Source organism: Micromonospora yasonensis (assembly GCF_026013475.1).
Classification (GTDB): Bacteria; Actinomycetota; Actinomycetes; order Mycobacteriales; family Micromonosporaceae; genus Micromonospora; species Micromonospora yasonensis.
The window spans coordinates 22,162-35,594 of record NZ_JAPDPH010000057.1; the positions used below are offsets into that span (position 1 = coordinate 22,162).

Annotated in this window: 12 protein-coding genes; 5 read left to right on the top strand and 7 right to left on the bottom strand. The window is 74.3% G+C overall.

Annotated elements, in window-relative coordinates; all coding sequences use genetic code 11:
* Nucleotides 1–12: 12 nt before the first annotated feature.
* Nucleotides 13–2,094 carry a DUF6541 family protein gene (locus ONA70_RS14575; RefSeq protein ID WP_265006951.1) on the bottom strand — a complete coding sequence of 694 codons (2,082 nt, stop codon included), beginning with the start codon at nt 2,092–2,094 and terminating at the stop codon, nt 13–15.
* Between the two features lie 399 nt (nt 2,095–2,493).
* Here ONA70_RS14575 and ONA70_RS14580 point away from each other — a divergent pair, with 399 nt between their 5' ends.
* The gene (locus tag ONA70_RS14580) at nt 2,494–4,251 is read left to right on the top strand and encodes a CDP-glycerol glycerophosphotransferase family protein (protein WP_265006963.1); all 1,758 of its coding nucleotides are present in this window, start codon (nt 2,494–2,496) and stop codon (nt 4,249–4,251) included.
* 64 nt (nt 4,252–4,315) lie between these two features.
* On the opposite strand, the gene ONA70_RS14585 is transcribed toward ONA70_RS14580, so the two are convergent.
* On the bottom strand, nt 4,316–4,858 hold the full coding sequence (locus ONA70_RS14585; protein WP_265006952.1) for an acyltransferase: 543 nt from the start codon (nt 4,856–4,858) through the stop codon (nt 4,316–4,318).
* Between the two features lie 146 nt (nt 4,859–5,004).
* Complete coding sequence (locus ONA70_RS14590) at nt 5,005–5,343, bottom strand: DUF952 domain-containing protein (RefSeq protein WP_265006953.1); 339 nt, start codon at nt 5,341–5,343, stop codon at nt 5,005–5,007.
* Nucleotides 5,344–5,399: 56 nt separating this feature from the next.
* Between ONA70_RS14590 and ONA70_RS14595 the strand changes: the two genes are divergently transcribed.
* From ONA70_RS14595 to ONA70_RS14605, 3 genes are all read left to right on the top strand, one after another.
* Nucleotides 5,400–5,711, top strand: coding sequence for a hypothetical protein (locus ONA70_RS14595; RefSeq protein ID WP_265006954.1), 312 nt, complete (start codon nt 5,400–5,402; stop codon nt 5,709–5,711).
* 78 nt (nt 5,712–5,789) lie between these two features.
* On the top strand, nt 5,790–6,446 hold the full coding sequence (locus tag ONA70_RS14600; RefSeq protein WP_265006955.1) for a response regulator transcription factor: 657 nt from the start codon (nt 5,790–5,792) through the stop codon (nt 6,444–6,446).
* Between the two features lie 10 nt (nt 6,447–6,456).
* The gene (locus tag ONA70_RS14605; RefSeq protein WP_265006956.1) at nt 6,457–7,896 is read left to right on the top strand and encodes a sensor histidine kinase; all 1,440 of its coding nucleotides are present in this window, start codon (nt 6,457–6,459) and stop codon (nt 7,894–7,896) included.
* 21 nt (nt 7,897–7,917) lie between these two features.
* Here the strand turns inward: ONA70_RS14605 and ONA70_RS14610 are convergent, their stop codons facing one another.
* The 4 genes from ONA70_RS14610 to ONA70_RS14625 form a co-directional block, all read right to left on the bottom strand.
* Nucleotides 7,918–8,877, bottom strand: a complete 960-nt coding sequence (locus ONA70_RS14610) for a TAXI family TRAP transporter solute-binding subunit (protein ID WP_265006957.1) — start codon at nt 8,875–8,877, stop codon at nt 7,918–7,920.
* A 124-nt stretch (nt 8,878–9,001) separates the two neighbouring features.
* Nucleotides 9,002–9,673, bottom strand: a complete 672-nt coding sequence (locus ONA70_RS14615) for a hypothetical protein (protein ID WP_265006958.1) — start codon at nt 9,671–9,673, stop codon at nt 9,002–9,004.
* Nucleotides 9,674–9,776: 103 nt separating this feature from the next.
* Nucleotides 9,777–10,574 carry a peroxide stress protein YaaA gene (yaaA, locus tag ONA70_RS14620; RefSeq protein WP_265006959.1) on the bottom strand — a complete coding sequence of 266 codons (798 nt, stop codon included), beginning with the start codon at nt 10,572–10,574 and terminating at the stop codon, nt 9,777–9,779.
* A 21-nt stretch (nt 10,575–10,595) separates the two neighbouring features.
* Nucleotides 10,596–12,212, bottom strand: a complete 1,617-nt coding sequence (locus ONA70_RS14625; RefSeq protein ID WP_406601195.1) for a hypothetical protein — start codon at nt 12,210–12,212, stop codon at nt 10,596–10,598.
* 112 nt (nt 12,213–12,324) lie between these two features.
* Here ONA70_RS14625 and ONA70_RS14630 point away from each other — a divergent pair, with 112 nt between their 5' ends.
* Nucleotides 12,325–13,365: an App1 family protein gene (locus tag ONA70_RS14630; RefSeq protein WP_265006961.1), complete on the top strand. Its 1,041-nt coding sequence runs from the start codon at nt 12,325–12,327 to the stop codon at nt 13,363–13,365.
* Nucleotides 13,366–13,433: the final 68 nt, after the last annotated feature.

Genomic DNA, 13,433 nt, shown 5'->3' on the forward strand with positions numbered 1-13,433 from the left:
CGGCGGGCGCGGTCACCCGCCCGTACTGGAACACGCCCGACCCTTGTCGGTGACCTGGTAGACCTTCATCTTGCCGAACTGCTGGACCAGGTGCACCCGGTCGGAGGCGTCGAGCCGGGACTGCGAGTAGTGCCGCTGCCAGCCGCCCGGCAGGACCCGACCGCCGCCCACCACGACGTATTCGACGCCGAGCCGGTCGACGTCGCAGCCCGCCGGGCGGGCGCCCTCGTTGTTGACGAGCCAGTCCCACGCGCCCCAGCGCCGGTCGTAGTTGCGCACGTCGAGCGTGGGCAGCGGGGGCAGGCCGAACAGCAGTGGAGTGTCGTAGTCGACATAGGACCACGTCATGAACTGCCGGTGCCGGTCGTAGGCGACGACCTTTCCGGGCGGCGTGTTGGCCGCCAGCCACCGGTACGTGTCGGTGTACTGCGCGCCGATCGGCGCGCGCCGCTTGAACTCCCCGCGGATGGGATGCCAGGTCGCCGGCACGGCGGCCAGCACCGCCAGCGTCACCAGAAGCAGGGACGCGCCGACCGCCGCGGGCACCGTCGAGTCACGCCACCCGCGGGCCCTCGCCACCAGCCGGGTGACGACCCACTGCAGGGCGAGCAGGATGGCCACCGCGCCCACCACCGCGAGGATGCCGTACACCGGGAAGATCATGGAGCGCAGCCGTTCCCGGACCCCGTACCAGAGGCCGGCGAGCAGCATCGCGCCGGCGGAGTTCGAGGTGCTGGTCCAGATCCCGATCGCCGTGAAGAGGACGCCGGTCACCAGCCAGGGTCGGGCCCAGCGCAGCTGCCGGAACACCAGGCACAGCGGCGAGGCGAGCAGGCAGGTGATGGTGACCGCCAGACCGATGTCGAAGGTCGGTCCGTCGACGCGCAGCGACGAGCCGGGCTGCGGGAAGCCCAGCAGGAGATAGCGCTGCTGGTCGGTGACCCAGAACTCGAACGCCTCGCCCAGCTTCCCCAGCAGCGCCGGGTCGTTCACCTCCCGCTCGCCGCTGGCGCCGGTCAGCGGGCCGAGGAACGGCAGCAGCGCGACGGAGCCACCGACCAGGGCCGCCCCGGCGCCGGCGGCCAGGCCGCGCAGCGTCAGCCGGTACCGGATCAGGACGATCAGGCCGACCGCGAGCACGGCGAGGAAGAGCACGTCGTAGGTGTGGGACATGACCAGCCCGGCACCGGCGAGGCCGGTGAGCAGGCCGAGGCGTCCCGGGTGCCGGCCACGCAGCGACAAGGCGGCCAGCAGGGCGATCCCCACCGCGATGCAGGGGCCGGTCTGCTGGGTGATCCGGCCGGTGGACACCGAGTACCAGAGCGGCCCGAGGAAGGTCGGCGCGAGCGCGGCGGCGGAGGCGACGATCGGCCGACCGCCGAGCAGGCGTACGCAGGCGTAGACCCCGGCGACCAGCGCGAGCGGCCCGACGATGATCGACCAGGCGGTCATCACTGTGCTGATCCGTCCACCGGACAGCTCCGCGGCCTGCGCCCAGGACACGTTCGTCGCCAGGGGATAGAAGGAGCAGGACAGCGTGGGGTCGGTGGGCCCGGTGCTGCACGCGGCCTGGATCGTGGCGCTGCCGGTGTCCAGGATCCGGCGGGTGAAGTACCCGTGGTTCATGGCGTCCCAGCCGGGCGGCGCGATGAGCCGGCCGAGCAGCAGCCAGCCGTAGCCGACGGTGGCCACCGCCGGCACCGCGACGCCGACCATGTCCTGCCAGGCGGGCAGGACCGGACGGAGCCGGAAACGGGCCAGGATCGACGTTCGGTGCCCACCGTCAGCCTCGGCGCGGGCCGGGTCGGCGTCGCCGTCCGGGCCGTCCCGGTCGGTGTGCAGCGGAAGCCCGCGAGGGATCAGGCGGGAGACGAGGACGGCGGCGAGGGCCAGCAGCAGTTCGGCCACCAGAACGGCGGTGGCGCTCTCCGGCAGCCCGAGCTTCGGCAACCAGCCCATGGCGACCGTGGTGAGCCCCAGCGTCAGCGCCGGCGCGGTGGTCCACACGGCCCACCGGTAGCGGCCGGGCGGTACGACGAAACCGAGTAGCGCCCCGGGCAACAGGGCAACCGCCACGGCGATGAAAGTCGTCAAGCGTCTATCCTTTCCGGCCGGCAGCCGCCTCCCGCGTTTCGGCGGCAACAATAACGGACCGCTCTGGGCCGCGCGGTCCGCGTGACCTCGCGCGCCGTGAGCCGGGTGCCGAGGGTCATTCGGGGGTGATCTGCCGGGTTGATTCCCGTCGGCGACAGGTAGGCCCATGTGGGCGGAGTGTCACCGATACCCGGGAGATGAGACTTGATCGCCTCGCGTTAAGGTCGCAAGGGCCTTCTCGTTGCCCGGATGACAGACTGGGTCAGAGGGCTACACCAGCAAGCAGTAAGCCGGCGAGCGGCAGGAACGCCCGGGGAATCGGTGCGGCGACGCATCGGACACCGCCGCGGTCACCGCCGCCCCGGGGGCCGTCATCGACCTCGTAGGGGAGTGCAGTTCTTGTTCGGCACGTTACTTCAGCGGCTCGGTGTCGCTGCCTGCGGCGCCGTGTTGGTGCTGTTCTACCTTGTGGCCCTGGTCGCCGGCGCGCTCGGTGGCGTCGGCGTGTTCGCCGTTGCCGGCCTCCTCGCGATTCTGGGCGAGGCCGCCGTCGCGCGGTGGTCGCCGCTGACCATGGCCCTGCTGGAGAAGGTGGGCCTCGGGCTGCCCTATCGCCAGCTCACCCGTGACCTGTCGGCGGTGCTGCTGGTGGTGGCCAGCGTGCTGCCCACCGCGCCGCAGGTGGTCGTGATGATGGTGCTGACGGCGGCCGTCTGGGTGATCTCGATCTTCGCCGGCGCGCTCAACCGGATGATCGAGCGGCGCAACCCCGCCTCCGCGCTGGTGCGCAACATCGAACTCGGTCCGGTGCGCTCGGCTCCCGTCCCACCGGCGTGGGCGGCCCGGTTCGCGGGTGACCAGATGCCGTTCATCAACGTGCTGCTGGTGCCCGCCGCGGTCGCGGCGGCGCTCGCCGCCGATGTCGTCCCGTTCCTCGTCGCCGGCGTCGTCGCGGTGGCGGCGACCGCCATGATCGGTCTGATCGTGGGCCTGACCTGGCTGCGCGGCCGGGGCAGCCGCCAGTCCACCCTGATCCCCGCGGTGCAGCGCTGGCTCGACAGCTACCGGCCCGAGGTGGCCCTCTACTTCGCCGGACCGGCCAAGGACGTCTACCAGGCCAACATGTGGCTGGCCCCGACCGAGGCGCTGGAGCGACCCGCGGTGGTGCTGATGCGCAGCAAGGAGGCCTTCCAGGAGTTGGCCGACACCCGGCTGCCGGTGATCTGCGTGCCGGCCAGCGTGGACTTCATGAACCTGGAGCTCGGCAGCGTCCGTGCCGCGCTCTACGCCGCCAACGTCGGGGCGAACATCCACATGCTCCGCGAGCCCGGCATGAAGCACGTGTTCGTCGGTCACGGCGACAGCGACAAGCAGGCCAGCGTCAACCCGTACAGCAAGGTGTACGACGAGGTCTGGGTGGCCGGTCTGGCCGGGCGGGAACGCTACGCCCGGGCCGCCGTCGGGGTCCGCGACGAGGACATCGTCGAGATCGGACGGCCGCAGCTCGCCGGGGTGCACACCTTCGGCGCCGAGTCGGTCGACCGGCCGTTCACCGTGCTCTACGCCCCCACCTGGGAGGGCTGGCAGGACGACGACCCGTACCACACCTCGCTGGTGTTGATGGGGGTGCGGATCGTCAAGGGCCTGCTGGAGAGCCGCCCGTCGGTCCGGCTGATCTACAAGCCGCACCCGCTGACCGGCTCCCGGTCCAAGGAGGCCAAGGCCGTGCACGAGCGCGTGGTCGGGCTGATCCGGGCGGCCGGCGGCGACCCCGACGCGTCCTCGCTGGACGGTGTCGGCCACCGGGTGGTCACCGGGCGGACGCCCGCGCTGTTCGACTGCTTCAACCAGACCGACCTGCTGATCAGCGACGTGTCCAGTGTGGTCTCGGACTTCGTGCAGAGCCAGCGGCCGTACGTGGTGGCCAACCCGAGCGGGCTGCCGGAGGACGAGTTCCGGCGCACCTTCCCGACCTCGCGGGCGGCGTACCTGCTCTCCGCCGACTGCGGCGAACTGGAGAAGATCCTCGCGCTGACCCGGGCCGGCGACGACCCGATGACCGAGGCGCGCCGGGAGCTCAAGACCTACCTGCTCGGGCCGGACGAGCCGAACTCGATGGAGCGGTTCCGGGCGGAGATCGGCCGGCTCTGCGGCTGAGCCGGGACGGCGGACACGGGAACGGGGAGGGCCGGTGGCCCTCCCCGTTCCGTCGTCGTGGGCCTCAGCCCTGGTGCGGCGGGTTGTCGACGTCCCGGGAGACGACCTCGCCCTTCTCGTCCACCCAGCCCTTCGGCCGGGCCGGGTTGCCGGCCACCAGCTGGTACGGCTTGACGTCCCGGGTCACCACCGAACCGGCCGCGATCATCGCGTACTCGCCGACCTCGATCCCGCAGACCAGGGTGGCGTTGGCGCCGATCGAGGCGCCCCGGCGGACCAGGGTCGGGGTGATCGTCCAGTCCGGGTTCTGGGCGCGCGGCCGGAAGTCGTTGGTGAAGACCGCGCAGGGGCCGACGAAGACCTCGTCCTCGATGGTGACGCCCTGGTAGACCGAGACGTTGTTCTGGATCTTCACCCGGTCGCCCACGGTGACGTTCGCGTCGACGTACACGTTGCGGCCGATGACGCAGCCGGAGCCGACCTGCGCGCTCGACCGGATGTGGGCCAGGTGCCAGACCTTGGTGCCGTCGCCGACCCTGGCGCCCTCCTCCACGTCGGCCGTCGGGTGGACGAACACGGAGGCGGACCGGTCGTTGGTGTCAGTCATTGTCTACTCGCATCGTCGCAGGGCGCGTCGTCGCGCCGTCGGTGCCGGACGACCGCGCCGGCGCACCGCCGCGGGCCCGGGCCAGGACCACCCGGCCACCCCGGGCTCCCGGTGCCGGCGCGGGCTCGTGGCAGCATAGCGAGCGGTCAGACCAGCAGTTCGGCGACCGCGTCGGCGGCCGGCCGGTCGGCCGGCAGCGGGTACGCCGCCACCACCGCCCCGATCGGCAGCGCCGCGTACAGGTGCGGGAAGAGCGCGCCGCCCCGGGACACCTCGCAGCGCAGCGCGTCGCCGAGCCGGTCCGGGTCCACGGCGAGCACGGTGAGGCCGGTGACCCCGGCGTAGACCCGCCGGGCCGTCTCCACCACCTGGTCGGCCGCCGAGAGGTGGACGTACCCGTCCTGCCGGTCCAGCTCGGTGCCGGTGAACTCCCCGGCCGCCTGGGCCCCGGCCCACTCGCTGTTCGTCAGGATCTTGTAGATCACCACCGCAGCCTACGGCGTTCCGGCATGCTCGGGTGGAGGCCCGCGGAGGGAAGGCGATGCAGAGCTACGACGACGACTGGACCGACGGCCAGCGGGCCGTCTACGACGAGTGCTACCGGTATGCCGCCGAGTGGGTCGGCGACCCGGACACCCCCACCGACGAGGTTCAGCACGTGATCAACCTCGGGCAGGCGGACGACACCAGCTTCACCGACGCCGAGACCGACTACCCGCCGCTGGTCGACGCCGTCACCCAGGCCACCGGGGAGAACGTCACCAGTGTGCCGGCCAGCCACGACGATCCCGCCTTCCGCGGCTTCGTGGACGGCGTGCGGGACGCGACCGCCGACGAGGTCTTCGGTCTCTGAGCGGAGGCCGGCCCTCCCGTCCGGCCGCCACTTCTGCCACCATTCGCAGGGCAGTACGTCGAGCGGATGGAGGCACGGGTGCGGATCCTCCTGGTCGAGGACGACCGACGGGTGGCGGCCGCCCTCTCGTCCGCCCTCACCCGGCGCGGCTACCAGGTGGAGCATGCGGCCACCGTCGGGGCGGCGCTCTCCGCCGCCCCCTGCGACCTGGTGCTGCTCGACCTGACCCTCCCCGACGGCGACGGCACCGACCTCTGCCGGGAGCTGCGCCGGCGCAGCAGCCAGCTCGGCATCATCGCGGTGACCGCCCGGGGCGAGGAACGGGACCGGGTGCTCGGGCTGCGGCTGGGCGCCGACGACTACGTGGTGAAGCCGTTCTCGATGGTCGAACTCCAGGCGCGGATCGAGGCGGTGCTGCGCCGGGCCGCGCACACCGCGCCGGAGCGCCACCTGATCGAGGCCGGCACGGTCCGGATCGACGTGGCCGGGCGCACGGTCAGCGTCGCCGGCCGGGCGGTCACCCTCACCCGCAAGGAGTTCGACATCCTGCTCTCGCTGGCCCGGCAGCCCGGCGTGGCGGTGCCCCGGGAGCGGATCCTGCTCGACGTCTGGGGCACCACCTGGGCCGACCGGCACACGGTGGAGGTGCACGTCGGCTCGCTGCGCGGCAAGCTCGGCGACCCGACCCTGGTGGAGACCGTACGCGGGGTCGGCTACCGGCTCCGCGGCGAGTGAGGAGGCCGGGGTGCGCCGCCGGCTCGTGATCAGCTACCTGCTCCTGATGGTGCTGGTGCTGCTGGCCCTGGAAACCCCGCTGGCGGCCACGCTGGCCACCCGGGAGACCGAGCGGGTACGCGCGGACCGGCTCGCCGACGCCACCCGGTTCGCCTCGCTGGCCGGCCCGGCGCTGCGCGGCGGCGGCCCCGGCCCGCTCGACGCGGAGCTGGCCGTCTACGACGACCTGTACGGCATCGGGGCGGCGGTGGTCGACCGGGACCGGCGTACCGTGACCGCCTCGGTGAGCTGGCAGTTCGACACGGGCGCCGGTGCGGCGCTGGACACCGCGCTCGCCGGCCAGCAGTTCAGCGGGCCGGATTCGGTGTGGCCCTGGGTGGACGGCCCGCTGGTGGTCGCCGTCCCGATCAACGACGGCGGCGAGGTGCTCGGCGCGGTGGTCACCGCCACCCCGGCCGGGAAGGTGCGGCGTACCGTCACCGCGTGGTGGCTGCTGCTCGCCGGGATGGGCCTGCTCGCCGTGCTCGCCTGCGTCTCCACCGCGTTCGGGCTGGCCGGCTGGGTGCTGCGCCCGGTCACCGAGCTGGACGCGGTCACCCACGAGATCGCCGAGGGGCACCGGACCGCCCGGGTCCGCCCCCGGCTCGGCCCGCCGGAGCTGCGCCGGCTGGCAGCCAGCTTCAACAACATGGCCGACGTGGTCTCCGACGTGATGGACCGGCAGCGGGCCTTCGTGGCGCACGCCAGCCACCAGCTGCGCAACCCGTTGACCGCGCTGCGGCTGCGGGTGGAGGAGCTGGGACCGAGCCTGGCCGACGCCGACGGCCGGGCCGAGCACCAACTGGCGCTGGAGGAGACCGACCGGCTGGCCACCGTGCTCGACGCGCTGCTCACCCTGGCCCGCGCCGAACGCGAGGAGAACCAGCGGGTCACCGTGGACGCGACCGGGATCGCCGCCTCCCGGGTGGCGGCGTGGCTGCCGCTGGCCCGGCACCGGTCGGTCACCCTCCGGCTCGACACCACCGGGACGCCCGCGTACGCCCGGACCGTGCCGACCGCGATCGACCAGGCCCTCGACGCGCTGATCGACAACGCGGTCAAGTTCAGCGGCGCCGGGGGAGAGGTCACGGTGACCGTCCGCGCGGCCGACGACGGGACCGCGATCCAGGTGCGGGACACCGGCCCCGGCATGACGGCCAGCCAGCTCGACCAGGCCACCGAGCGGTTCTGGCGGGCGCCCGACGTGCAGAACGTGGACGGGGCCGGGCTGGGGCTGACCATCGTGGCGGTGCTGGTCGACGCCTCCGACGGCCGGCTCACCATGCGCCAGGGCGAGCCGCGGGGGCTCGTCGCCGAGCTGTGGTTCCCCGCCCCGGACGAGACCGCCGATCTCGGCGACGCCCCGGTCGACGCGGCGGGCGTCACCGACCCCGCGCCGGCCCGGGCCTGACCCGGCCGGCCCTCGTGGGCGTCACGGCTTGCTGGACACGTACCAGTCCGCTGCCCCGGGATGCAGCGGCAGCGGGGTGGTGACGATCGCCGACCGGGGACTCATCCGGCCGGCCGCCGGGTGCGCGGCGGCCAGTTCCGCCCGGCGTTCCATCAGCAGCCGGGTCACCTCGCGGACCAGCGGCTCGGGCAGGTCGGCGCGGACGATCAGGTAGTTCGGGTTCGCCACCGTGCTCACCGGATCCGTGCTGTACACCGAGCGGGGGATGTCCCGGGTCACGTAGACCTGCCCGTACCCGCGGCGCAGCGGCTCGGTCCACTCGCCCAGGTCGACTATCCGCACGGCGGTGCTCCCGGCCAGCTCCGCGACGCCGCGCACCGGCAGGCCACCGGAGAAGAAGAACGCCTCGATCCGGCCGGCGCGCAGCGCGGCCACCGAGTCGTCCAGCCCGAGGTGCTCCTGGCGTACCTGGTCGTCGAGGTGGGCCACCTGGAGCAGCCGCTTCGCGGTGACCTCGGTGCCGGAGCCGTCGGCGCCCACCGAGACCCGCCGGCCGCGCAGGTCCGCGAGAGTCCGCACCGGGCCACCGGCGGTGGTGACCAGGTGCAGCAGGTCGTCGTAGACCCGGGCCACGGCGAGCACCGCGGGCTGCTCGGGGGAGCGCGGGGGCAGCACGTCGGCCTGGGTGAAACCCAGTTCCGCCTGCCCGGTGCCGACCAGCCGGACGTTCTGCGCCGAGGCGGCGGTGACCACCACGCTGGCCCGTACCCCGGGCAGCTCGCGGTTGAGGATGGTCGCCAGGGACTGGCCGAAGGCGTGGTAGACGGCGGTCGGGCTGCCGGTGGCGATCCGGATGAGCACCGGCTCGCGGGGCTCGTCCCGGCAGGCGGCCACCCCGGCCAGGGCCGGTAGCAGCAGTATCAGCAGCGCCACCGGCGCCGCGATCCGGCGCCGACCGGGCACGGACCAGTGTCGGCTCACGGGCAGCACTGTGCGCCGTGCACCGCCCGCCGCGCAACCCCGGCAGGTCAGCCGTGCACGGCCGCCGCGCGCCGGCTCCCCTCGATGCCGGCGCGCGGCCGTGGACGGTCGCCGGGTGGACGGCTCAGCAGGCCGCCGCCGCGGGGGCCAGCGTGGCGCTGTCCACGATCCGGGTGCGGTGCGGGCCGTTCGGGACGCTCACCAGGAAGCAGCCGGCGCCGGGCCGGAGCATGGCCGGGACGTCCAGCAGCGCCGCGCCCCGCACCAGCACCGCGGCCAGGTCCCGGTCGGCCAGCCGGACGCCGAGGCAGTGCCGGCGTACGTGCCGCCCGCCGGCCAGCAGCGCCGCCCGCCACGCGGCGGCGGCCAGTCGGGGTCGCCACGCCCGGCGGGCCATCGAGGCGCCGGGGACCGGGCCGCCCAGCAACTCCCGCCGGCCCTGCCGCCAGCCGGTCTCCAGCAGGGCCGCGTACGTCGACCGGTGCTCCCGGGGCACGTACAGCCGGTGCAACTCGTAGCGGCGGCGCAGCCCGCCGGTGGCCAGCTCGTGCTCCACCGGCACGCCGAGGCGGCCGAGCAGCTGCCGCATCCGGCGCGCCGCGTCCTCCCGGTTGAACTCGGCCACCCCGCCCCGGTACGTCCCGATCTCCGGCCGGCGGGCGTCGGTGGCCGGCGGCGGCGTGCAGCGCAGCAGGCAGGCCACCTCGAACGCGTCGGCGAGGGTCAGCCAGTCCAGCGGTGGCGGTACGGGTGACGGGCGGCGCCGGTCGAGCAGACTGATGGGTTCGGGGGCCATCGCGGGTGCTCCTTGCGTCGGGTTCTCCTACCGTGAACCCCGATGCGGGCACCGCGAAACCGCTCCGCCCGAGCCTTGAGCAAAATTTGCGGCTGCGCCGCCCCTAGAGCTCGGTGACCACGACGTCGAGCTGGCGTGGCCGGCCGGCCGCCGTGGGCTGCTCCTCGACCGTGTACTTGAGGTCCCGCAGCGCCCCGATCAGCGCGGTGACGGTGCGCGGCCGGGCGTCGGCGGTCAGCAGGTCACGCACCAGCCGCCCCTTGGTGGCCTTGTTGAAGTGGCTCACCACGGAGCGGGTGGGCACGCCGTCCACCTCGCGCTCGTGCAGCACCCGGACCGTCAGCGTGCGCTCGGCGACCGCCCCGCGCGGCGCCCAGGTGGCCGCGTACGCCCCGGAACGCAGGTCCAGCACCGGCCCGCTGCCGGCGGCCGTCGCCATCGCCGGCCCGAGGGCCGTCCGCCAGTACGCCGACAGCGCCCCGACACCCGGCAACTTCGCCCCGACCGGGCAGCGGTAGGGCGGGATCCGGTCGGTGAGGCGTACCGCGCCCCAGAGGCCGGAGCTGATCAGCACCGACCGGCGGGCCAGCCGTTCCGCCGCCGGCGGCAGCGTGGCCAGGTCGAGCGCCTCGTAGAGCACGCCGGTGTAGATCCGCCCGGCCGGCGCGGTGGCCGCCTGGCGTAGCCGCGCGTTGCGGCGCAGTTCGGCGCGCTGCCCCTCGCTCAGGCCCAGCGCGGCCCGGGCCGCCATATCGTCCGGGCCGGCGCAGAGCGCGACGAGGGCGGTCAGCACCTGCTCACGGGCAGGGGCCAGCTCCGGCAGGGAGAGCCGGGTCAGGTCCAGCCGCCGGCCCGTGCCGGCCTCGGCCTTTCCCTCGGACGGGGGCAGCAGGATGAGCACCGGATCAGCGTACGGCCCGGCTCAGCGCCACGGCCGGACGGCGCTCTCCGGGTGGTACACGCGATAGCCGCCCACCTCGGCCACCACGGCCGCGTCGGCGCGGGCGCCGAGCCACCGGCGCAGCGCCCGCTCCGCCGACGACCCGACCGCCAGCACGTACCCGGGCCGGGCGGCGCGGCCCACCCGCTTCCAGTAGGCCGGGTAGCGGTTCTGCCCCGGCGTCAGGTTGCCGTCCAGCACCCCGCAGACCACCGCCTCGCCGGTGTTGAAGATCAGCCGGTTGCAGGTCCAGTAGTCCCCGTACACCTCGTGCAGCCCCGCCCGGCGCACCGCGTCGGCGAGTTCCCGCGCCGACCGCTCCTGGGCGCGCAGCCCTGGCGCGTCCGCCACGAACGCCACGGTGGCGGCCAGCGCGGCGGCGGTGAACGCCGCCAGCACCAGCCCCGCCACGGCACCGCCGGCCCGGGCGGCCACGGGCACGCCGGCCCGGACCGCGTGCGCGGCGGCCAGCCAGAGCGGCCAGAGCACGGCCGGCAGCGAGATCTGCAGCACCGACAGGTATCGGGCGTTGCCCAGCGGATCGGTGGCGGCGAGCGGGCTGTGGACGTACGCCAACAGGGTCAGCGCGGCCCCGGCGACCAGGGCGAGGACGGCCACGGCCCGGACCCGGGCGGACCGGTCGGCGGCCCGCCGGTACGCGACCAGCGCGAGCGCGGCGGCGGCCACCAGCAGCAGCGGGTAGAGCAGGCCGAACCACTCCTGCCAGCGGGCGCAGCCGACGCTCGGGCAGACCCCGGACGCCAGCGGCACCCCCTCCAGCAGGCCGCCGTGCAGCCGGTCGGACCAGGACGGGCTCACCCCCTCCCGGGTGCTGATCTCCCGGAACACCGACAGCGAGTCCTGCCCGTCCGGGGCGACCAGGTTGTCCTTGATCATCGGGGACACGCCGACCAGGAACCCGACCACCAGCAGCAACCCGGGCCAGCCGATCAGGTCCCGGGGCGCCGCCCAGAGCAGCACCACCCCGGCCACCGCCAGGTACGGCACGATCAGCCAGTCGGACCAGAGCGCCACCCCGGCGAGCAGCCCGAACACCCCGGTGGCCAGCCAGCGGTGCCGCACCCGGCGCGCGCCGAGCGCCACCGCGATCAGCAGCATCGCCAGCACCGCCGGCTTCACCTCCGGCCGCCCGCCCACCGCGGTGAGCTGGTCCCGCACCACCCGCTCGGAGCCGAGCGCCAGCAGGCCGACGACGAAGGCGGCCAGCCAGGGGGAGAACAGCCGACGGGTCAGCCGGTGCGCCAGCCACAGGAAGATCGCGTAGAGCACCAGCAGCGGCAGCCGCAGCAGCGGCCAGCTCGGCCCGGCCAGCCGGATCAGGGGTGCCGCCAGGTACGACTCCACCATGCCCATGTAGCGCTGTCCGTACAGGAAGACGGGTCGCTCGTGGCCGGTGGCGATGTGCATCGCGGCGAGGCCGAAGGTGGCCTCGTCGCTGTTCGAGGCGGGCAGCGTCAGCAGGGTCAGGACCAGCCGGTAACCGACCCCGGCCGCCCCGAGCAGCAGCGCGACCAGCGCCGGACGGTCGAGTGCCGGACGCCAGCGTCGCCGGTCCCGCACTGGTGTCGACACGACCACGCCCCCGTCGTCGCCTGCGACCGCAGTCTGTCACGGCGACGGCCGGCGGCGGGGTGGATCGGCGGAGTCGACTCGCGTGGCCGGTGTCGTCCGGTTGTGGCAGGGTTGCACCGTGCCACCCACACCGCCGGATCAACTGGCCGTACCGCAGCTGCACCGGGCCGCACGCATCGAGGACGCGGTGCACGGCCTGGTGGAGCGCCGGCTGCGGCGCACCGGGTGGCAGATCAACATCATCGCGTACGCCGGGTACGGCGCTCCCGGGTGGGCGCGGGTGCTTTGCCGGGTGCTGCTCGGCCGCCCCGACACCCGGCAGCGGGGGCGGCTGGAGAAGGTGCGCGGCTGGCGCAGCTTCGCCACCCTGCCCGCCAAGTACGCCACCGTGACGATCGAGGCCGACGGGGTACGCCAGGAGACGACCGCCGACCGCAGCGGCTTCGTCGACACCGTGATCGAGGCCGACTTCACCCCCGGCTGGGGCTGCGTACGCCTCAGCGTGCCCGACGCGGAACCGGTCGAGGCGCTGGTCCGCATCCTCGATCCGGACGTCCGGTTCGGCATCCTCTCCGACATCGACGACACGGTGATGGTGACCGCGCTGCCCCGGCCGCTGCTCGCCGCGTGGAACACCTTCGTCCTCGACGAGCACGCCCGGGCCGCCGTGCCCGGCATGGCCGTGCTGTACGAGCGGCTGGTCACCGCCCACCCGGGCGCGCCGGTCTTCTACCTCTCCACCGGTGCCTGGAACGTCGCCCCGACGCTCACCCGCTTTCTCTCCCGGCACCTCTACCCGGCCGGGCCGCTGCTGCTCACCGACTGGGGGCCGACTGCCGACCGCTGGTTCCGCAGCGGCCGGGAGCACAAGCGGGCCACCCTGGCCCGGCTGGCCCGGGAGTTCCCGGACGTCCGGTGGCTGCTGATCGGCGACGACGGGCAGCACGACCAGGAGATCTACCGGGAGTTCGCCGTCGCGCACCCGGACAACGTGGCCGGGGTGGCGATCCGCCGCCTCTCGCCGACCCAGTCGGTGCTCGCCGGCAGCTTGCCCGCCCCACCGGGCCGCCCGTCCGCCGGCCCGGTGGGGCAGAAGTGGCTCTCCGCTCCGGACGGCGCCGGGCTGTGGAAGCTGCTGCGCGAGGCGGGCCTCGTCTGACGGTCGGCCAGGGCTGGAGGGCGTACGCCAGAGGGGCCGAGCCCGAAGGCCCGGCCCCTCTGTTCGCC